At 32.4% G+C, this 20,571-nt stretch carries 21 protein-coding genes; 1 reads left to right on the top strand and 20 read right to left on the bottom strand.

Annotated elements, in window-relative coordinates; genetic code table 11:
- Nucleotides 1-134: 134 nt before the first annotated feature.
- The 4 genes from ACX6U0_RS02310 to ACX6U0_RS02325 form a co-directional block, all read right to left on the bottom strand.
- Nucleotides 135-1,364 (bottom strand): MFS transporter, encoded by a 1,230-nt coding sequence (locus ACX6U0_RS02310; protein WP_464958394.1) that lies wholly within the window; start codon nucleotides 1,362-1,364, stop codon nucleotides 135-137.
- 310 nt (nucleotides 1,365-1,674) lie between these two features.
- Nucleotides 1,675-2,349 carry an N-acetylmuramoyl-L-alanine amidase gene (locus ACX6U0_RS02315; RefSeq protein ID WP_464958395.1) on the bottom strand — a complete coding sequence of 225 codons (675 nt, stop codon included), beginning with the start codon at nucleotides 2,347-2,349 and terminating at the stop codon, nucleotides 1,675-1,677.
- A 522-nt stretch (nucleotides 2,350-2,871) separates the two neighbouring features.
- The gene (locus ACX6U0_RS02320) at nucleotides 2,872-3,063 is read right to left on the bottom strand and encodes a hypothetical protein (protein WP_464958396.1); all 192 of its coding nucleotides are present in this window, start codon (nucleotides 3,061-3,063) and stop codon (nucleotides 2,872-2,874) included.
- Nucleotides 3,064-3,203: 140 nt separating this feature from the next.
- Entirely contained in the window at nucleotides 3,204-4,010 is an 807-nt protein-coding gene (locus ACX6U0_RS02325) for a DUF817 domain-containing protein (protein WP_464958397.1), read from the bottom strand.
- Between the two features lie 97 nt (nucleotides 4,011-4,107).
- Between ACX6U0_RS02325 and ACX6U0_RS02330 the strand changes: the two genes are divergently transcribed.
- Complete coding sequence (locus tag ACX6U0_RS02330) at nucleotides 4,108-5,184, top strand: site-2 protease family protein (protein ID WP_464958398.1); 1,077 nt, start codon at nucleotides 4,108-4,110, stop codon at nucleotides 5,182-5,184.
- Nucleotides 5,185-5,333: 149 nt separating this feature from the next.
- Here the strand turns inward: ACX6U0_RS02330 and ACX6U0_RS02335 are convergent, their stop codons facing one another.
- The 16 genes from ACX6U0_RS02335 to ACX6U0_RS02410 form a co-directional block, all read right to left on the bottom strand.
- Complete coding sequence (locus tag ACX6U0_RS02335) at nucleotides 5,334-5,558, bottom strand: helix-turn-helix domain-containing protein (protein WP_464958399.1); 225 nt, start codon at nucleotides 5,556-5,558, stop codon at nucleotides 5,334-5,336.
- Nucleotides 5,559-5,568: 10 nt separating this feature from the next.
- On the bottom strand, nucleotides 5,569-6,051 hold the full coding sequence (locus tag ACX6U0_RS02340) for a DUF2975 domain-containing protein (RefSeq protein ID WP_464958400.1): 483 nt from the start codon (nucleotides 6,049-6,051) through the stop codon (nucleotides 5,569-5,571).
- 298 nt (nucleotides 6,052-6,349) lie between these two features.
- The gene (locus ACX6U0_RS02345) at nucleotides 6,350-7,264 is read right to left on the bottom strand and encodes an aminoglycoside phosphotransferase family protein (RefSeq protein ID WP_464958401.1); all 915 of its coding nucleotides are present in this window, start codon (nucleotides 7,262-7,264) and stop codon (nucleotides 6,350-6,352) included.
- A 28-nt stretch (nucleotides 7,265-7,292) separates the two neighbouring features.
- Complete coding sequence (locus ACX6U0_RS02350) at nucleotides 7,293-8,093, bottom strand: ABC transporter permease (protein ID WP_464958402.1); 801 nt, start codon at nucleotides 8,091-8,093, stop codon at nucleotides 7,293-7,295.
- Nucleotides 8,094-8,095: 2 nt separating this feature from the next.
- Nucleotides 8,096-8,887: an ABC transporter permease gene (locus ACX6U0_RS02355; protein WP_464958403.1), complete on the bottom strand. Its 792-nt coding sequence runs from the start codon at nucleotides 8,885-8,887 to the stop codon at nucleotides 8,096-8,098.
- Nucleotides 8,866-9,882, bottom strand: a complete 1,017-nt coding sequence (locus tag ACX6U0_RS02360) for an ABC transporter ATP-binding protein (RefSeq protein WP_464958404.1) — start codon at nucleotides 9,880-9,882, stop codon at nucleotides 8,866-8,868. Before ACX6U0_RS02360 ends, ACX6U0_RS02355 begins: the two co-directional genes overlap by 22 nt.
- A gap of 38 nt (nucleotides 9,883-9,920) precedes the next feature.
- Nucleotides 9,921-10,394 (bottom strand): NUDIX domain-containing protein, encoded by a 474-nt coding sequence (locus ACX6U0_RS02365; protein ID WP_464958405.1) that lies wholly within the window; start codon nucleotides 10,392-10,394, stop codon nucleotides 9,921-9,923.
- A 124-nt stretch (nucleotides 10,395-10,518) separates the two neighbouring features.
- Entirely contained in the window at nucleotides 10,519-11,718 is a 1,200-nt protein-coding gene (locus tag ACX6U0_RS02370; RefSeq protein WP_464958406.1) for an acetylornithine transaminase, read from the bottom strand.
- Nucleotides 11,678-12,448 carry an acetylglutamate kinase gene (gene argB / locus ACX6U0_RS02375; RefSeq protein ID WP_464958407.1) on the bottom strand — a complete coding sequence of 257 codons (771 nt, stop codon included), beginning with the start codon at nucleotides 12,446-12,448 and terminating at the stop codon, nucleotides 11,678-11,680. Before argB ends, ACX6U0_RS02370 begins: the two co-directional genes overlap by 41 nt.
- Before the next feature lie 11 nt (nucleotides 12,449-12,459).
- Nucleotides 12,460-13,689, bottom strand: a complete 1,230-nt coding sequence (argJ, locus tag ACX6U0_RS02380) for a bifunctional ornithine acetyltransferase/N-acetylglutamate synthase (RefSeq protein WP_464958408.1) — start codon at nucleotides 13,687-13,689, stop codon at nucleotides 12,460-12,462.
- Nucleotides 13,690-13,696: 7 nt separating this feature from the next.
- On the bottom strand, nucleotides 13,697-14,728 hold the full coding sequence (gene argC, locus ACX6U0_RS02385) for an N-acetyl-gamma-glutamyl-phosphate reductase (protein WP_464958409.1): 1,032 nt from the start codon (nucleotides 14,726-14,728) through the stop codon (nucleotides 13,697-13,699).
- Between the two features lie 188 nt (nucleotides 14,729-14,916).
- Nucleotides 14,917-16,137 carry a phospholipase D-like domain-containing protein gene (locus ACX6U0_RS02390; RefSeq protein WP_464958410.1) on the bottom strand — a complete coding sequence of 407 codons (1,221 nt, stop codon included), beginning with the start codon at nucleotides 16,135-16,137 and terminating at the stop codon, nucleotides 14,917-14,919.
- 88 nt (nucleotides 16,138-16,225) lie between these two features.
- Nucleotides 16,226-16,996 carry a 3-hydroxyacyl-CoA dehydrogenase gene (locus ACX6U0_RS02395; RefSeq protein WP_464958411.1) on the bottom strand — a complete coding sequence of 257 codons (771 nt, stop codon included), beginning with the start codon at nucleotides 16,994-16,996 and terminating at the stop codon, nucleotides 16,226-16,228.
- 18 nt (nucleotides 16,997-17,014) lie between these two features.
- Complete coding sequence (locus tag ACX6U0_RS02400; RefSeq protein WP_464958412.1) at nucleotides 17,015-18,166, bottom strand: thiolase family protein; 1,152 nt, start codon at nucleotides 18,164-18,166, stop codon at nucleotides 17,015-17,017.
- Nucleotides 18,167-18,192: 26 nt separating this feature from the next.
- Nucleotides 18,193-19,341, bottom strand: coding sequence for an acyl-CoA dehydrogenase family protein (locus ACX6U0_RS02405; RefSeq protein ID WP_464958413.1), 1,149 nt, complete (start codon nucleotides 19,339-19,341; stop codon nucleotides 18,193-18,195).
- Nucleotides 19,342-19,500: 159 nt separating this feature from the next.
- Complete coding sequence (locus tag ACX6U0_RS02410) at nucleotides 19,501-20,508, bottom strand: zinc-dependent alcohol dehydrogenase family protein (RefSeq protein ID WP_464958414.1); 1,008 nt, start codon at nucleotides 20,506-20,508, stop codon at nucleotides 19,501-19,503.
- Between the last annotated feature and the right edge of the window lie 63 nt (nucleotides 20,509-20,571).

Consider the following 20,571-nt stretch of genomic DNA (forward strand, 5'->3'; position numbering starts at 1 on the left):
AAATTTAAAAAGTTACTATAGCAAGAACTAATATTACTAACTCATTATTAAATATGTTTTTTCAAACTAAATAGCCCCGAAAAAATTTCAAAACAGCATCCTTCTTGAACACAACCAAAATTTTATCATATTTCTCAAGTAGCATTATTATGTCGTTCATCAATTAAACTAGACTTTTCTTTTAAGAAAAAAGTAAGAACACAACAAATGAAAAGAAGAACCAATACGAAATAAACTGAATGAATCCAAGTAGATTGACTCCCTTTCACAATTTGCATGGCTGCAATAACAATGACTGCTCCGAGATTCCCGGCCATTAATAACAGACTTGTGGCTGCACCAGATTGTTTTTCACCTATAAACCCTTCGGTAACTGAAAGTAATAATGCAAAAGCAGGTAAGAAAAAAAATCCTAGCAAACTACCAAGTATCAGAAGTAGTGTGAAATGACCATTTGTACAAAGAGGATAAGTTAGTAGTAATGGAAAAATGACTGTTAATAAGATAAACGGTTTTCTCTTACCAACTAAATCAGAAAGTATTGGAATCATAATCGAACCGATGATTCCACCAATGATGATTGAACCTCCTACTAAACCAGCTTGTTCAGAAGAAACACCATAGGGTCTTAAAATTTGTTCGATCCAAGAGGTTACCCCATTAAAAACACCTAATCCTAAAAATGAGATGACATTAAGTAGAATAAACTGCTTATTTTTAAATAAAGCAAATTGGTCACGAAAACGAATACTAGCACTGATATCAATTTCCTGTACAGTTGTCGGATTCGGAAAACCAATACAGAAAAATATGAGTGTTGAGCTGACTGTTAGAATAGCCATGATCAATAAAGTTTGTTGAAATCCAAATTGAACGACAAAATAGGGTGTCAATGCGAGTGCGAATGCCATACCAATAAACATTCCCACAGTCCCTATCCCAGTAGCAGTCGCTTGTTGATTCTTAGGAAACCAATCAACAACTAACCTAGAAATCGCATTAAGAATATAAGGCTGTCCGATCGCAATACCAATTTGTCCTATAAGTATAATTGAAAAACTAGAATCAATAACTCGTAGACAGGCAAATACTGACATAAAGATTCCACCAATTAAAATACTGTATCTATATCCCCTACTATCAATAACTTTACCTGAATGGATAGATAGTAAAATATAAATTAGAGGAAACACTGTTAAAAGCCAATTAATATCTGATTCTGATACATTGTAATGAGTTTTTAAATAAGATATTAGAGGGGCAAAATTCAGCCAAAGCATTTGACTAACTCCTGCTAGTGATGCAAATGCCAATAAAACCGTCCAACGATTAGAAAGTGGTTTAAATAATTTAATAGGATTCAAACTACACACATCCTCGCGTTATATATATTCATATTTGAATATATGACTTGTTACAACTTGTCTAATACCTTTTAAACTATTATTTTATTTGTGACTAAAATGGAAGAACAAAAGTTTGGGTCTTTTCGAATTAGTCTCATTTTACAGATGATTTTTATATCACTTTTTCAAAAAAAAAAGCATTACTCCCTGTTGACTTGAAGTGATGCTTAAATGATGTTCCTGTCAACCAAGCCGATCAAACACTTATAATCGTGGAGAGTACTTTGTATATAAGTTATTTTCTTTTTGTGATTATCTTATGATCCTCTTATTTTTCTTCATACTCAATGAATGAATCAAAACCTGCTTTTTTTAATTCCTCAACTCTTTTTTCCGCATTTGCTTTTTCTTCGAATGAACCCGTAACAACTTGATAATAACCTGTCTTTGTGTCTGTTGATGTCTTCTTTTTTAATTTAAATGCTTTTGCAATGCCTTCAGCTGTAGCGGTCGCTAATCGTTTTAAATTCTCATCACTTTTTAACCAATTCGCATCTTCTTTATTATCGATGAATAAATTTTCAAGTAAGATTGCGGGCATTCTTGTTTCTCTGAGTACCGCAAAATTCGCTTCCTTTTTTCCTCGGTCATAAAATGCTAGCTGTGAAATAATTTCATCATGAATGATAGAGCGATAATTAATTGTATTGCTTGAAACACTCCCATTGTAAATATAACTTTCGAAGCCATGTCCTCCACCAGCATTGACATGAATTGAAACAAAATAATTCGCACCCCAATCATTAGCTAAGTCCGCTCTTTTATTTAATTCAATAAAAACATCTGAGTCTCTTGTCATTTGTACACTTACATTTTCATAGTCGTTTATCAGGATAGACTTTAGTTTCTTTGCTACATTTAAGACAATATCCTTTTCCTTTAATCCGTTCGCCGCTGCTCCCGAATCACTTCCTCCATGCCCTGGATCAATTGTAATTTTCATTTACTTCCCCCTATTGATACTTAATTTCAAGTGTTATTTTCCCTCTTAAAGCATGTAATAGGACTATTATGTCCTGTTTAGGCCACAATGTAGTTTGCGGTTTTCCTAAAAAGATGACGATTTGTAAGTGACTCCATCTTGATATTGAATTTTTGGTGTCAAACAATGAAAAATATCGCTTGTCTACTCATTTTATGTTTGTCAGATTCTTGTGGTGAGTAGAATTTTAAAATATAGTCCTGTGTATGTACATTCTAAAAGTTTAAAAACTGCACCTAAATTGTTAGATAGTTAACAATTTAGGTGCAGTTTAAGACAAGTATCTTTTATTTTCTATTACAAAACATTTAGAATAATCTTCTATATTCAACTAATATTCCGAAGAACCTACATTTCTAGGAAGGGTAACAAATGGGCTGTTTACTTTATTGCTTACCTTCAAATTTTGTTCCATTGTTTTATACCATTAATTAAAAAAAGATCTTCCATGAAGATCCTTTTTTTATACCTCTATACGTATCATTACTCATCATTTTCGCGTTTTTTAATTTGTAAAAGTGTATCTGTGATGGTTTTCAGTTCCTCTTTAAGTCGGATGGTTTCATTTGCTACTCGATCGGATGAAGTTTCTTTTATTGTCTTGTTTAGTACATCTACCACTTTACGTAACTTTCCGATGGTTTGTTCAAGTTGAACAGTTGATGTGGTTTTCATCATTTCCACTCCTTGATTCGTTTTACTTTTAGCATACCACAGTTTATTTTATATTGGATAAACACGATTTTCTAAGCCTCTTTTTAGAAATATAAAAAATAGCTATCTGTTAAATAGAAGGCTATCATTCTTTTTGAATATTAACTACTACTAGATACTTCTTGTGATTGCTTATAAGTACCCTTCTGACTAAACGCTACAATAATAAAACTAACAATGACAAGTAAAAACCATGAACTGATTTTTCCAACGTGGACGATTTGCCAATGGGCATGTTGATCTGGATATTTCCATGCTCCAAAAAATGTGGCTATATTTTCAGCAATCCAAATGAATAATCCAATTAAGAAAAACGAAATGACTAAATGCATCCTTAATACTGTTTTTTTCACTTTAAATTGTACTGTCGTTTTGAAAAAAACAAATGGTAAAATCAGAATGAAAAGCCATCTTAAGTCGTAAAAATAATGATGGGTAAAAAAGTTTAAGTAAATAAGGGTACCAAATATAAAGACGATGAATGGGTTTGGGTAATTTATTAGTTGTATATGCATCCTTTTCCAAGCTTGGCAAATATAACTTCCAACACTTGCATACATAAATCCACTATAAATTGGAACATCCATAATTCTAAGATACGATTGCTCTGGATATGACCAAGACCCCATACGTACTTTAAAGATTTCGAGTATTAATCCGATTAGATGGAAAATACAAATCATCAAAAATTCCTTTTTCGTCTCAAATTTGGTCAGAATAAACACAATTTGTATCAATAAGCAAACGATAAAAATAAAATCATATCTTGGTAAATTTGGAATTGTTACTAACTTTGATATTGCCAATGTAGCAAATATGAGTACAGGAAATAGACAAGATAGTGCCTCTTGAATCGTAAATTCAATTAATAGTAAAAAGTAATTTGACAATCTAGTTTTTGTTTTCATAATAGAATCCCTATTTTCTTTTAATTTAACAATTTTTTAATATATAATGTTATAATTTTAAAAAAATATTATCTTTTTAAGTTAGAAGGTGAAGTGTATGTCACAACCAATTATTAGTCAAAAGACGAAAAAAAATGCAGCTAAAATTGGGATAGCACTCGCTTTTATTGGAGCAAAATTCAAACTGATACTGCCCTTATTAAAAGCTGCTAAGTTTATGTCGTTTTTAAGTATGATTTTCTTTCTATTTACTTATGGATTAACATTTGGTTGGTATTTTGCATTTGCGATATTATATTTGTTAATTTGTCATGAAGGTGGGCATTTAATTGCCGCGAAGAGAAAGGGTTTACCAACTTCCCCTGCCTTTTTTATACCATTCGTCGGTGCCGTCATTTCTTTAAAGGAAATGCCAAAGGATGCAGTTACAGAAAGTTATGTTGCTTTTGGTGGACCACTTGTAGGTCTTATATCAATTCTTCCTGCAATCCCTTTATATCACTACACACATAATGAGTTCTTTGGTTTGGTTATTGCACTTGGTTGTATACTCAACTTGTTTAATTTAATACCAATTTCACCCCTAGATGGAGGTAGAATTTTAAGTGTATTGCCACCAATATTTTGGTTCATTGGCATTATGTTAATGTTAGTATATGTGTTTTACAACCCTAATTTTATCGCATTTTATATCATTTTCTTAGGTATCATGACGTTTATTAAACGTGTAAGAGAATCATTTACATTAAAAGTGATAAACGAAAAAATTAAGCTTTACGAACATACGATTAAACAATTTCAATTTGGTATTTTTAATTATCAATACGATCTACAAGTAAAGGATAGCTTTTTCTTTCCCTATTTTGAAGATCAAAAAAAATTAGAACATGAACTTCATAAAGAAAGATACTATATCAACAATTTCATTAGATCAGTTGGAATTAAAGTTGAGCAAACCGATAATGAGTGGCGTAGTCATATTGATCAAAAAATAGATGAAATAAGAAAAAATAAAATCCAACCTTTGTTTAAGGAAAAAGAAACGCTTGAAACATATTACGTAACAAGTAATCGTAAAAAATGGCAAATTTTCCTTGCTTATATCCTACTTGCTAGCTGTTTAACCCTGTTAGGCTTTTGGGGCTATGGTTTAATCGAGAATGTAATGATGTAAATATGGATCTAAATTTATATTGAGAAATGAATTTCAATTCATTCCTCTAATAAAACGCTTGGATTATAATAGTATCCAAGCGTTTTATTTTTTTGTTCAAAAGAAAAACAATCTATTTTACACAATAAGTTATTTTCGAACCGTCAATACTAAGTATTTTCAGCATCCTCATCAATTTGATACTCTAAAATATCTCCAGGCTGGCATTCTAATGCTTTGCAGATTGCATCTAATGTTGAAAATCGAATTGCTTTTGCCTTCCCATTTTTCAATATAGAAAGATTTGCCATCGTAATCCCAACTCGGTCTGTCAGTTCTGTAACACTCATCTTCCTCTTAGCTAGCATCACATCAATATTAATTATAATTGCCATGTTATTCACCTCAGACTATTAAGTCATTTTCAGATTTTATATCGATGGCTTCTTGTAAAAGCCTCTGAAGTACAGCTGCAAAAACTGCAATCACCATTGAAGCAAATATAATGACCAATCCAATTAATATGATACCAGGTGCGTCGTCTTTCTCTGCAATTAGATAGTAGATTGGCATTCCTAAAGTAATAATGGCACTAATTGCGATTGCACAAGATTTTATATTTTTTAATGCTCCTACAGATAATTCCGAGAATGCTTTGTTCTTGTCAATATAAATTAACAGTTTAAAAGCTTGGACAAGAGCAAAGTAAAATGGGATCGCGCCAGCATACAGATCAATAAAAACAAGATATTTTAGATAAGACATATTCGGATACAATTTTACAGCAAATCTTGCAATTTCTGGCACTATAAATATACATAAAGCTAGAACTGGTATACCAATCAGAACTACCGCTATTTTTAAGAAGAGCGTTGACACTTGTTTCATAAAAGCACCTCACTTATTTATTTTCATTTTGAATTTATCACACTATTTATCGTTTTACAATAAATATTTATTTATATTTATAACATTTTTATTGTTTAAAAAGCAAATCGGCTTAAATATACAATTTTCCCTTATTAGAAAACCTAATGAAAATAATTTGATTCGAAAGTATGTGAGCTTAGAAAAGTGTTGCAGGACAGATGTTATCTCGGAAAATATAAAAAAGATGTCTCATTGTCATAAAATCGACTATGAGACATCTTTTTTGTTTATTTTTCTTATAAAACTTTGATTTGCTTTAATTCAAATAATATCTCGCGTATAACTCTTTAAAAACAAAAATTGCATTATAAAACTGTTCATTATATGAATCCTCATCTTCCAAACTCCAACAAGTTGATAAAACTGAATGAGCAAATCCCCATGATAATATCCTTTTTTTATCTAAAGTCAATTGTTCAACCAGGAGATCAATTCTCTGATCAATGACAGTTAGTATATCTTTGTTTTCAAGGTTATTTAATAAAAATTGGATAGTGTCGTATTCTCTTTCACCAATTAAACCTTTTGGATCAATTGCCATCCATGTGTCTTTACTTGCTTTTAAAATATTATAATGATGTAAATCGCCATGTAATAAATAAATTTCAGATTGAGTACTTATTAACTCTTCGAATGTATCTACAGCTTCCTGGATTGTTTCTATCTTAATTGGTCCGATTCCTTCAGGATTTTGTTCAGAAATCCTTATTAAGCTTTTTTGACGATCAGTAATTGATTGCACATTACAGTTTTTCGGGACTGGTTTCCATAACTTTTTCATAATACATGAAGCAATTAAAACCGCTTCTTCTTCACTCTTTATTGAAATTAATGTATCACCTGGTATCAGTCTTTCAATAATGAGTATTCCCTTTTCGAGATCGTAATCTAATAACGAAACCATGCCACTTCCATTAAATTCTTTTAGAGCTGAAACCTCAGAAAAAAATTCTTCATTTGGAACAGTAAGCTTGATAACTATATTAGAACCATCTTCTAATATAGCAGGTGCAACAAAGTTATACGATAATTCAAAAGGTGGCATAATTCGCATTTTCCATCGTTCTTCACAATCATTTATTAAACGATCGAAATTTGCTAGCCACTTCTCTCCTTTTTCCTTATGTATATCTGTAATTGTTTTGACAAATTTTGAAGGTAAGTGAATCATATGAGCTCCTTTTATGAATTACTAATGATTAATGACCAGTACTTTCATAATGTTTTACACCAAAATTCCAAAACTTATATGCTACAGCAAAACTAATGATTGCGACCAATGGTGTGACAAAAGCTAAAATTGTAACGCCTTGTTCATCTAAAAAGTAATTTGCTGGATAAAATGCTGTAAATCCATAAGGTATAATCCAAGTAATTACTAATGTAATAGATTTATGATATATATTTACTGGGTAACGTGCAAATTCACTTAATCCGAAAACTGATACAACAATTGGTAAACTATCAACCATCCAAAATGAAAAAGTGATGAAGAATAAATTAATTGCTACAAATATCATTCCACTTGAAATGATAAATAAGATTAGCATTCCAATTTCAGTCATACCCCAATCTATTCCTATATGGCTAGCAGAATAAAGTAATATGATGATACCAATGATCAATTGGCCAAAACCGTCTTGCTGAAACCGCTCTGAAATGACTTGAAATAAAGGATTGACGGGTCTTAATAATAATCTTTCAAAGTTACCAGAACGTATATATTGCCATCCTAATGTCCATAAATTATCAAAAAAGATGTGATGAATTGATCTCCCTAGAAATGCGATCGCAAAGATAAATAGGATTTCATAAAAAGTCCATCCTTTTAATACTTGAATATTGCTAAATATAATTTTCAAAAATATAATGCTAATTCCCTGTTGGATAACCGTTGAGAACATACCAATCAAAAAATCTACTCGGTATTCAAGCATTACTTTGATATGTTTACTAGCATAATGGAGATATAGTTTTAAGTATCGAATAAAGTTTTTCATTACTAACCTCCAAATATTGTAATTTTTCGAATCGCAATAGACCATAGAAATCGAAGCAGTGCATACATGCTAATTAACCAAAAAATTTGAAGTCCAATTGAAGAGATTATTTGATTTGGATCATGTATTTGACCAGTAAAAATAGCCGTAGGAATATAGACCATTGCTTGAAATGGCAAGAACTGACTGACATCTTGAAACCAGTTAGGAAATAAGCTTAACGGAATTAATGCCCCAGAGAAGAATTTTATAATGGCTTCCCTTAATACCCTGACTCCCCAAACATTTACTGTCCAAAAGGCGACAATTCCAATCATTAAATCAATTTGTGCTCCTATTAATACACCTAGTACAAAACTAATGATGAAGTATAAATAAGTTACTATATTAGTAGGAAATGATAGCGATAAAAATAAGAAAGCGATTGCAATAATCGGTAATGTCGCGCGGAAAAATGAACTTATTTTTGAACCTATATCTAATGCTATCATTTTATTTAACATATGATATGGTTTTAATAGCTCCAATACGATACTTCCATCTTTTATTTGTCTAGCCAGACCATCGCCAACACCAGAAACATATTGTTCAATAATCATTGCTACCACAATGTAGGTTAGCATTGACTGAAAACCAATTCCTTTAATTGAATCATTATTTTCATAGACTGCAAGCCAAAAATAATAAGTGATTAACAGTCTTAAAATCGCCGAACAAGTTTCAGCCCAATACCAAGCTGTATAGGCCGAATCTACTTTCATTTGTGATTTTGCTAGTTCCCAGTATTTGACCATGAACTAGCACCTCTTTCATATATCTCTTTTACAATTGCTTCAATTCCAGGTTCTGTTAATGTAAAATCCTGAATTGTAAATTTTGACATGATCTCTTGAATGATATCAGTAGCGGATACGTTTGCACTATTGAACGCTAGAATATAACTATTTGGTTGTCCTTCAATTTTTTCAACCTTTATACTATCTGATAAATTACTTGGGATTTGGAATACTTGTTGTTTATCAATTTCAATTTGAATCATTCTGTTGTAAGTAACACCTTTTTTTAATTCTTCTAACAGACCATCAAACATAATTGTCCCTTGATCGATAACAATAATTCGATTACAAAGTTCCTCAATATCTTGCATATCATGTGTCGTTAAAATAATAGTTGTTTTATATAGGCGGTTCATATCTTTAATAAACTGACGAATTTTTTCTTTTACAACAACATCTAATCCAATTGTAGGCTCATCAAGATAAACAATTTTCGGATTATGTAAAAATGCAGCTGCTAGTTCACAGCGCATTTTTTGTCCTAAAGAAAGTTGTCTAACAGGAATATGTAATAATGGCTCTAAATCTAAGATTTCTTTAAATAATGCTATATTTTTTTGAAAATCTTGTTCGGGAATTTCATATACATGCTTTAATAACTCAAATGACTCTTGCACGGGAATATCCCAATATAATTGTGTTCGTTGACCAAAAACTGCTCCAATTGTATAAGCGTTGTTCATGCGATCTTTATAAGGTACAATTCCATTTACAGTGATAGACCCTTCATCTGGTGTCAACACGCCACTGATCATTTTAATGGTTGTAGATTTCCCAGCACCATTTGAACCAATATAGCCAACAATTTCTCCTTCGCTAATATGAAAATTAACATCTTTTACAGCTGTTTTTATTTCATAAACGGGTTTAAATAAAGCTTTGATGAACCCTCTTAAACCAGGGTCTCTTTTTAGGATCCGGTAATGTTTCTTTAAATCCTTAACTTCGATCATTTTGTCACCTACTTACCTTCTTCATTTAGTAAAGTCTATTAAATTAGTTGTTCCTTTAAAGCATATTCCTCGATTAGGCGATTATTGACATAATGTCCTTTTGCATAATCAATGATGTATTCTTTAATATTTGGAAATAAAACAATTTCATTTAATTTAGATAATGGAACCCATCGCACGCCTGATTGATTCGGGTCAGGATTAATTGGCATCGTTGGGTTCGATCCTTCTTTCAAATAACATCTGAACATTAAGCTTAATCCGTGAGGCTCATGTGATCGCCCTGTCATATGTGGCGCATTTTCTGAAACAAATACAAGCTCTCCGACTTCTACTTCGACGCCAGCTTCCTCGTATGCTTCTCTTTTTACAGCATCCACGATTGTTTCACCTGGTTCAGTTCCTCCTGCAGGTAAATTAAAGTGAACCCCATCTTCATCAGTAAATTCAATTAGTAAAACTGAATCGTTTTCGATAATTAAAGCACAAGCTCTTACTCGAATATGATACATTTTCATCCCTCCAAATACAGTGGTTATTTCATTATGTTTGAACCTGGTAAAATTTTCAATATATTTTTACAATAACATAAAAAAGCCTTGCACTGGCCTAATCGCCTGTACAAAGCCTTCTCTTTTAAATTACCTGTTCTGTGTTTAAACAAATTTGAGTCATTACCTCTTTGATACAGAAAACCGCTTCGTCTATTTCTTCCTGGGATATTGTTAAAGGTGGCAATAATCTTAGTGTGTTGGCACCTGCAGTTCCTACTATTAATCCCTTATCTAATAGCTGCTCGACAAGTATACTTACATTTTGATTACATTCAATCCCAATCATTAACCCTTTTCCGCGTATATCTTCAACTATTGGGAACTGTTCTATCATTTCACTTAATTTATTTTTTAAATAGTCACCTTTTTCTTTTACATTCACTAGAAACTCTGTTTGATTGATAATATTAACTGTTTCATAAGCACTTGTCATTGCTAAATAGTTACCACCAAATGTTGAACCGTGTGACCCATATGAAAACGCAGATGCTAATTTTTTATCGCCAATTAAAGCGCCCACCGGAATGCCATTTCCTAACCCTTTTGCTAACGTAATGATATCGGGCTTTAATGGTGTTTGTTCATAGGCAAACATTGACCCTGTTCTGCCAATTCCGGTTTGTACTTCATCAACAATGAGTAATAGTTCATACTTTTCACAAAGTGCTGCAATGCCTTCAAAAAAGTCTTCTTCACCAACGATTACACCACCCTCACCTTGAATGATTTCTAAAATGATTGCACCTGTATTTTCTGTTATTTCCGCCTCTAAAGCCTCTAAATCATTAAATGGTACATAAGTAAAGCCATTCAACATATCTCCGTAGCCTTCATGAATTTTTGACTGACCTGTTGCAGCCATTGAACCGAAAGTCCTTCCATGAAAGCTTTGTTGAAAGCTTATGATTTGTGATTTCCCTGTATATTTTCGTACTAGTTTAATAGCAGCTTCATTCGCTTCTGTCCCGCTATTACAAAAGAATGCAAGCCCATTTTCAAATGATTTACATAAAATTTTAGCAACTTCTTCTTGTTTTTTAATTGTAAAGAGATTTGAAACATGCCAGAGTGATTCGATTTGTTTATGTAAAGCACTTACTATTTTTGGGTGACAATGACCTAAATTACAAACTGCAATTCCACTTAAAAAATCCAAATAGCGTTTATTTTGATCGTCAATTAAATAGGAACCATTTCCATTAACAAAATGGATATCTTTTCTTTGGTAAGTTGGAAATAAATTACTCACTAAATACAACTCCTTTTGAAAACACAGTTCCATTCATTGATCCATCTTCATTTAAGAAGTTTTCTCCCACAATTGCTACTGATTGTACCTCATTCAAAGCTTCAATCGCACTTTGTACTTTAGGGATCATCCCACCAGTAATTGTCTTATTTTCAATTAAAGCTTGAACTTGATCCTTCGTAATCTTATCGATACTTTTCCCTTCACTATTTAAGACGCCATTTGTATTCGTTACATAGCAAAGTACTTCAGCATTTAATGCTTTTGCAATACTTTTTGCTGCTAGATCTGCATTAATATTATACTTTTGACCAATTTTATCAACACCAATTGGAGAGATTACTGGAAGATAATCATTAGAAAGTAATAATTCTAGTAAACTTGTATTTACATTCTCTACTTCTCCAACCCATCCTAATTTTCCTTTATCATATAATGAAGCTTCTAAAAGTAGATTGTCACAACCTGAAAGCCCAATTGCAGATAAATTAAATTGATTACACATAATGACTAAATCTTTATTTGTTTTGCCATTTAACACATATTCTACAACTTCTAAAACTTCATTTGATGTTTTACGAAGGCCGTCTTCCATCTCTACTGGAATTGAAAATTTTAATAGTAAATTATTAATTAACGGACCTCCACCATGAACAATGATTACTTTTTTACCGTTTCGATGCAGTAGATTAATATGTTCAAAAAAAGTATTTGATAAACCTTGTATTAAACTTCCACCTAGTTTGATAACAACAATGCTCATTTTCTTCCTCCTTACGTTCGATAACTTGCATTTATTTTGACATAGTCGTACGTTAAATCGCAGCCCCATGCTGTTCCACTCGCATTGCCATCATGCAAGTGAACATCGATATAGACAATTTCAGATTGTAAAGCAGCCTTCGCTTCAGTTTCATTAAATGCTACAGGTTTGCTATTATATAAAACAGTTACGCCATTTATTGAAATATCAATCTGATTATATTCGCCTTTTAGTCCACTATAACCAATAGCACCAATTATTCTTCCCCAATTGGCATCTTCTCCGTAAACAGCCGTTTTCACTAAGTTCGAACCTACTATTGTTTTTGCAATGATATTTGCCATTTTAGTATTTGATGCACCATTGACATTGACTTCAATTAGTTTTGTTGCTCCTTCTCCATCTCTAGCAATTTTTTTCGCTAAATCTTCACAAACTAGTTGAAAACCTGCTTCAAAGCTTTCCCAATCTGAATGATCCTCGGTTAATGCTTCATGTTGAATAGCACCATTAGCTAAAACTAGGACCATATCATTTGTAGACGTATCACCATCGACAGTAATTTGATTAAACGTTTTATCAGTTACTTTTTTTAATAAACTTTGTAATTGTTCAGAACTAATTGTCGCGTCCGTTGTAATAAACCCCAGCATAGTTGCCATATTTGGATGTATCATTCCTGAACCTTTTGCTGTACCTGCAATCGTAACGGTTTTCCCATTCACAAGAACTTCATAGCAAGTATGCTTAGAAACAGTATCGGTTGTTAATATTGCATTACCAAAGTTTTCACCATCTTCAGCTTGATTTCCAATTGATAGTTTTTTGATACCATTGTTCATTTTCTCCATGCTTAAAAATTCTCCGATTACTCCTGTCGAAGCGACCCCAACTAAATGTTCTGGTATATCAAAGTGCTCTGCACACCACAACCTCATTTGATAAGCATCATCTTCACCTTTTTTTCCTGTACAAGCATTCGCACAGCCACTATTCACTATTACAGCCTGAAGTGTATTGTTATACGCAATGCTTTGTTTTGTAATAGCAATTGGAGCAGCTGGAAATAAATTTTGCGTATAAACAGCAGCAACTGATGATGGTTTATCAGAATAAATGACGCCTAAGTCCATTCTTTTATAACGAAATCCTGCATGAACACCTGATGCAAAAAAGCCTTGTGGCGTTGTGATTGTGCCATTAATTTTTTTTATTTTTTTCTCTTTAGTTATCAATTCCACTCTCTCCTTATGGGAATACAGGCATAAACATCAAACCGGTTTCTTCTGGTAAACCAAGCATAATGTTCATGTTTTGAATAGCCTGACCTGCAGCTCCCTTTATTAAATTATCTATCACTGAAATAACAGTGATTCTATTTGTTCGCTCATCAAATGCAGGATAAATATCACAAAAATTAGAACCATAAACATCCTTTGTACATGGAATTGAATCTCTTATTCTAATAAAAAGTGAATCTTTATATATCTCTCTATACAATTCTTTTAATTCCTCATTAGAAATCAACGCTCTAGCAGTTGAATATGTTGTAACCATTATTCCCCGAGTCATTGGAACTAAATGTGGAGTGAACGTTATATAGTTTTCATTTGGATTGATTATTGATAAAAATTGTTCAATTTCTGGAATATGTTGATGGTCATGAATTTTGTATGCAGCAAAATTATCATTTCTATTTGTAAAATGAGTGACTTCATTTGAGCCTTTTCCAGCCCCTGATATACCAGATTTCGCATCAATAATAATTGAATTTTCTACAATTAGGTTTTCCTTTATTAGAGGTGCGATTGCTAATATAGACGCTGTTGGATAACATCCTGGATTAGCGATAAAATTAGAATTTTTTATCTCTTCTTTATTCCATTCTGCCAACCCATATGTAAAATTTGCTGCTTTAGAAAAACAAGGATGATTTGATTTATACCATTGATTGTATTTCTGCTCTTCTTTTAATCGAAAATCACCTGAAAGATCAATAAGTTTCACATGATCTTCACTTATATTCATGACAAGTTCACTACTGACACCATGTGGTGTGGCTAAAAAAACGATATTATTTTCATTTATCGATTTATCTGTATCCCATTTCTGTATTGGTCCGTTTACGATTGATTTTACATGTGGGTAATACTCGGATATATCATTCGCATTACTTGTTAATGCATAAAAATTCAACTGCTCTATTTTTGGATGCATATGTAGCATGCGAATTAACTCAAGCCCACTATAACCACTTGCACCTACAATACCTACTTTCATCTTTTATCCCCTTTGATATAAATTTATATTCTTCATTATAGTTATGAATAATTATAAAATCAATTGTATTTTTATTAAATTTTAAAAATGAAAAAAGATTAACCATTTTAAATGATTAATCCATTGTTATTTACTTTATATATTCATTAATGTGTTTTAAAGAACATTTCAAAATAAAATTTTCTTTCTTATAAATAAAACTCCACTAATTTTGCAATACGTTCTTTCATACGGTCTTTCCAGGATAAATTATTTAAATATTTTTCAGTTACTTGAAAGGTCTGATGAAACTCATTTTGTAATTTTGGTTCGACTGATTTAATAAATTCTTGATCATAAATATAACAATTTATTTCATCAGTTAAATGAAACGATCGCGAATCAAAATTTGAGGTTCCAATCATCAGTAGAGAATCATCTATTTTCATTACCTTTCCGTGGAATATGCCTGGTTTATATCCATAAACTTGAATACCATGCTTGATTGCTTGTCTGATATACTTGACTGCTGCTTGTTCAACTAAAATCGCATCAGATTTATGAGAATATAAAATTTTGACATCTACTCCTCTTTTAGGTGCGTCGAGTAAAGCATCCCAAATTACTTTATTATTAGGGATAAAATAAGGGGAATATATGGTAATTGATTGTTTAGCATTTTTAAATAGTTTTACATAATCATCCTGTATACCAAGTTTCGTATAAGAAACGAATTGGTGCTCACTTTTTCCGGCTTTTGATGTTATTTCCATTGGGCTGATTGGTTGAGACGTATTTCTTCTCCAATCTTTTACGAATTGATCCTCCAATCCTTTAACACCACTACCAACTAGACGAAGCTGTACATCTTCCCAATTCTTTAATTTCTTGTTTTCACTTATATACTTTTTACCTATATTGAAGCCGCCAATATAACCGATTTCACCATCAATAATCGTCATTCTACGATGGTTTCTATGATTGATGGATGAAAAAAAGTAACTAAGTGTCGGTTCATTAAAATAGGTAAAATGAACTCCATGGGCCTTCAATTCTTTTCTTTCTTTGTTTGATAATAATAATCCACCTAAACGATCGACACTATAATAAACAGGTATGCCCTCATCACTTTTCTCTTTTAAAATATCTAAAAATTGATGAGAAATTGTATCATTGGAAATTGAAAAAAAGTATATATGTACAGCTTGTTTTGCATTCTGAATATCAGTGAATAATTGCTTATTAAATTTTTTACCATTCGTATAAATTGATAAATCACTATAACCTATTGGGTACTTTACTGGCTTCTCTGCATTTATATTTTTCCTCATTGCGAAATGCATTTCAATTTCATGTAATGCTAAAAAGATGATTAGTAAACTAAAAATTGTTAACAACAAAACTTTCAAAAATCTAAATAACTTTTTCATCAAATTCCTCTAATCTTTTACAGGATATAGAGTATTTTTTGAAAATATTGGTTATATTATCCAAAGATTTTTTTATTTTTTTCGTTAATTACTTTGGTTGCATTCTAATTGCACCATCTAGTCTGATTACTTCACCATTCAGCATAGGATTTTCAATGATACTTTTCGCTAAATGAGCGTATTCCGATGGTTTACCAAGTCTAGAAGGAAAAGGAACCATATTTCCTAATGATTCTCTTGCTTTTTCTGGTAACACATCAAACATAGGTGTTTCAAATATACCAGGAGCAATACTCATAACTCGAATCCCGTACCTTGCTAATTCCCTAGCAATTGGTAAGGTCATTCCAACAACACCGGCTTTAGATGCACTATATGCTGCCTGACCAATTTGTCCATCAAACGCTGCAACAGAGGCAGTATTAATAATAATACCTCTTTCACCAAATTCATTTGGCTCATTTTGAATCATATATTCACTTACTAATCTGATTGCATTAAAAGTTCCAACTAAATTTACATTAATTATTTTTTGAAACGATTCAAGTGCATGTATTCCTTCTTTTTTGATGACTTTTTCACCTGTTACAATTCCCGCACAATTTACTAATGTATTGACTGGACCAAAATCGCTTTGGATTTTATCGATAGCTTCTCGAATACTTTCCTCTGAAGAAACGTCTGTTTTCACAAATAAAACATGATCTTCCCCTAGTTGATTAATTAATTGATTTGCTCTTTCTTCAGACAAATCAAAAATTACAGCTTTACCACCATTTTTTACAATCTCAATGACTGTTGCTTCACCTAAACCAGAAGCACCACCAGTTACTACAGCACGACAATCTTGTATTTTCATTTCAATTCCTCCAATCTATTAATCTAATCTTTCAATGATTGTTGCATTTGCCATTCCATGACCTTCACAAATTGCTTGCAAGCCATATCTACCGCCAGTTTTTTCAAGTGCATTACATAAAGTAACCATTACCCTTGCGCCACTCGCACCTAATGGATGACCTAATGCAATTGCGCCACCAAACACATTTAACTTTTCAAACGGTACATTGAATTCCTTTTGCCACACTAAAGGCACTGTTGCAAATGCTTCGTTTATTTCAAATAAATCAATTTGGTCGATTGTTAATCCAGTTTTTTGAAGTACTTTATTTGTGGCCTGGATTGGTCCCGTTAACATTAATGATGGATCTGACCCTACAACTGATCTGCCAATAATTCTAAATTTAGGTTTTAATCCTAGCGCCAGTGCTTTTTCTTTACTCATCAGTAATAGACCAGCAGCACCATCACTAATTTGACTCGCGTTACCTGCTGTTATCGATCCGTCTTCTTTAAATACCGGTTTTAAAGATTCTAATTTTTCAACTGAAGAGTTTTCTCTTGGACCTTCATCTTTTAATACTGTAACCATTTCATTTTCTTTATCTTTTACAACAATGGGAATGATTTCTTTTTCAAAATAGCCTTTATTTTGTGCTTTTAACGCTTTTTGATGACTATGATATGCAAATTCATCTTGTTCTTCGCGTGTTACATTCCATTTCTCATTCATTCTTTCAGCAGAAATCCCTTGATTGAACTCACCAAACATCTTTTCTAATTTTTCATTCCATTTTGATCCTTTTAAATTAGAAAACATTGGAACACGAGTCATACTTTCAACACCAGCAGCAATGACGATATCCATATCACCACTTAAAATCGCTTGTGATGCAAAATGCACTGATTGTTGACTTGATCCACATTGACGATCGATTGTTACACCTGGTACTTCAATCGGTAGGCCTGCAACTAAAGAAGCGACTCTTGCAATATCCCCAGCTTGTTCACCGACTTGGGTAACGCATCCCATAATGACGTCATCAATTTCTTTTGAATCAAATTCATTTCTAGTTACAAGCTCTTTTAATACAAATGCAGCTAAATCATCAGACCTTGTTTCACTAAAAATTCCGCCTCTTTTTCCGATTGGGGTTCTTAATGCATCAACAATCACTACTTCTCTCATACTATTTCTCCTTTTTATAGCAAAATTTAGTTTAATCCCATATTTTTTGCGATGATAGTTTTCATAATTTCATTTGTACCAGCGTAAATAGACATAACTTGAATGTCTCTAAATCGTCTAGCAATCTCGTATTCTTCCATATACCCATATCCACCATGTAATTGTAGACATTCTGAAGCTACTTTTTTGCCTAAATCTGTGATCCACCACTTTGCCATGGATACTTGCTTCACAATATCTTTTCCTTCCATATGTTCCATAATCAGTCTCTCAATAAAAGTCCGGCCTATTTCGATCTCAGTTGCTAGTTCTACTAGCTTAAATTGAGTATTTTGAAATTGTCCGATTGATTTTCCAAAAGCTTTTCTATTTTTAACATATTCAGTTGTTACTCTCACCATTTCTTCAGATGAAACAAGTGCTTCTAATGCTACTACTAAACGTTCCTGTTGTAATTTATCCATTAGATAATAAAATCCTTTTCCTTCTTCACCTAAAAGATTTTTAACTGGAACTCTTGCGTCTTGGAATATTAATTCTGCAGTATCTTGACTATGAAGTCCTACTTTGTTTAATTTTTTACCTCTAGAAAATCCTATCGTATCCTTTTCGACTACTAGTAAGCTGATCCCTTTATAAGCAGGCTGAATTGATGTATCTGTTTTCACTGCAATAATAACTAAATCTGAATGAATACCGTTTGTAATAAATGTTTTTTCGCCGTTTACAATATAGTGATCACCTTGCTTGATCGCTGTCGTTTTAATATTGGCCAAGTCAGATCCAGCACCTGGTTCTGTCATCGCAATTGCAGTTATATATTCGCCTGAAATACATTTTGGAAGCCATTCCTTTTTCTGTTGCTCATTTCCATACGCGTCGATATAAGGAACAACGATATCATTATGGAGAGATACACCAACTAAACTTGATCCAACCTTTTCTAGCTCTTCGATGATAATAACAGAGTAGCCAAAGTCTGTGTTTAAGCCTCCATATTCTTCATCAATATATGGACAGAGGAAACCTTCATTTCCTAATTTTAACCAGAATTCCCTTGGGACTATCCGATTTGCTTCCCACTCTTCGTAAAATGGTACTGCTTCTTTTTGTAAAAATTTTCTAAGAGACGTGCGAAAGATTTCATGCTCTCTTGTTAAGTAAAGTTGTTTCATAATTTTGCCTCCTAATCAAAAGTAAAAATAAAACGCTTACATTACACAAAATACTAAATATTACAAATTTTAAATTTGTTAATATCTTATGATTGAGTATTCATTTAATGAATGTACTATAAAAAAAGAACTGAAAATGATTCAGTTCTTTCTTTTTATTTATAAAGAGAACTCAATTGCAATTTTACCAAATTGATGACCTTCACCCATATGTATTAACGCTTTCTGTAAATCCGAGAAAGAATATACGGAGTCAATTACTGGTTTTATATTATGTTTTTCAAAAAATGCCAACATTTGTTCAAATTCTCTAGGGCTACCCATTGTTGTACCTCTAATATCCATATTTTTAAAGAATATTTTAGGTAATACTGTATGTGGTACAACTCCATTTGTTGCTCCATACGTTACGATTCTTCCACCTTGGGCTGTAACATCAATTATACGATTAAAAGATTCGCCACCTACACCATCAATTGTTAAATTTACCATTCCAATTTGGTTTCTAAGTTTTTTGTACCAATCTAGATCCTTATAATTAAATCCAGCAAATGCGCCAAGTTTTTTTGCTTTTTCGATTTTTTCGTCACTGCTAGATGTTACAATCACTCTCGCTCCATGTGAAGCGGCAATTTGTAAAGCATATAATGCTACACCACTACCGATTCCAGGAATTAAAACTGTATCAGATTCTGTTAATCCACCTCGTGTAAATAACGCGCGATAAGCCGTTAAAGCTGCTAAAGGAATGGCTGCCGCTTCTGACCAGCTCAAATAACTTGGTTTTTTCTTAACATTTTCTTTATGTACAATGATGAACTCTGCAAATGTGCCATTCTGAGGCATACCAAGGACATTAAAATGCTCGGAACAAATATCATCTCGTTCGCCCCAATTTATACTTGGATTAACGATGACTTCATCACCTACAGCTAGTTCATTTACTTCTTCGCCAACTTCGACAATTTCTCCTGCTCCATCAGAACCTAAAATTGAAGGTAATTTCATTCCAGGATACATGCCATGTGTAATAAAAAAGTCACGCCTATTTAAAGCAGCTGCTTTTATTTTAATACATACTTCATTTGGTTTGATTGTTCCTAGATCAAAATCTTCTAATTTTAGTGAGTCAGGACCTTTCGTCTCTCTCAATACGTAAGCTTTCAAAGCAATCACTCCTATGAAATTAATTTTAAACCATTAATGGCCAATAAAAAAGATGATAAAGAA

The sequence above is a fragment of the Gottfriedia sp. ABJ_BB2_2 genome, assembly GCF_055484705.1.

Bases quoted from the DNA above. Each gene is read 5' to 3' on its own strand.
- ACX6U0_RS02315 (WP_464958395.1), bottom strand. From the start codon at position 2,349: ATGAAAATTACAATTGATCCAGGGCATGGAGGAAGTGATTCGGGAGCA.
- ACX6U0_RS02330 (WP_464958398.1), top strand. From the start codon at position 4,108: ATGTCACAACCAATTATTAGTCAAAAGACGAAAAAAAATGCAGCTAAA.
- ACX6U0_RS02345 (WP_464958401.1), bottom strand. From the start codon at position 7,264: ATGATTCACTTACCTTCAAAATTTGTCAAAACAATTACAGATATACAT.
- ACX6U0_RS02405 (WP_464958413.1), bottom strand. From the start codon at position 19,341: ATGAAACAACTTTACTTAACAAGAGAGCATGAAATCTTTCGCACGTCT.
- argC (WP_464958409.1), bottom strand. From the start codon at position 14,728: ATGAAAGTAGGTATTGTAGGTGCAAGTGGTTATAGTGGGCTTGAGTTA.
- ACX6U0_RS02400 (WP_464958412.1), bottom strand. From the start codon at position 18,166: ATGAGAGAAGTAGTGATTGTTGATGCATTAAGAACCCCAATCGGAAAA.
- ACX6U0_RS02365 (WP_464958405.1), bottom strand. From the start codon at position 10,394: ATGTATCATATTCGAGTAAGAGCTTGTGCTTTAATTATCGAAAACGAT.
- ACX6U0_RS02370 (WP_464958406.1), bottom strand. From the start codon at position 11,718: ATGGAACTGTGTTTTCAAAAGGAGTTGTATTTAGTGAGTAATTTATTT.
- ACX6U0_RS02325 (WP_464958397.1), bottom strand. From the start codon at position 4,010: ATGAAAACAAAAACTAGATTGTCAAATTACTTTTTACTATTAATTGAA.
- ACX6U0_RS02360 (WP_464958404.1), bottom strand. From the start codon at position 9,882: ATGATCGAAGTTAAGGATTTAAAGAAACATTACCGGATCCTAAAAAGA.
- ACX6U0_RS02390 (WP_464958410.1), bottom strand. From the start codon at position 16,137: ATGAAAAAGTTATTTAGATTTTTGAAAGTTTTGTTGTTAACAATTTTT.
- ACX6U0_RS02335 (WP_464958399.1), bottom strand. From the start codon at position 5,558: ATGGCAATTATAATTAATATTGATGTGATGCTAGCTAAGAGGAAGATG.
- ACX6U0_RS02395 (WP_464958411.1), bottom strand. From the start codon at position 16,996: ATGAAAATACAAGATTGTCGTGCTGTAGTAACTGGTGGTGCTTCTGGT.
- ACX6U0_RS02340 (WP_464958400.1), bottom strand. From the start codon at position 6,051: ATGAAACAAGTGTCAACGCTCTTCTTAAAAATAGCGGTAGTTCTGATT.
- ACX6U0_RS02320 (WP_464958396.1), bottom strand. From the start codon at position 3,063: ATGAAAACCACATCAACTGTTCAACTTGAACAAACCATCGGAAAGTTA.
- argB (WP_464958407.1), bottom strand. From the start codon at position 12,448: ATGAGCATTGTTGTTATCAAACTAGGTGGAAGTTTAATACAAGGTTTA.
- ACX6U0_RS02355 (WP_464958403.1), bottom strand. From the start codon at position 8,887: ATGGTCAAATACTGGGAACTAGCAAAATCACAAATGAAAGTAGATTCG.
- ACX6U0_RS02350 (WP_464958402.1), bottom strand. From the start codon at position 8,093: ATGAAAAACTTTATTCGATACTTAAAACTATATCTCCATTATGCTAGT.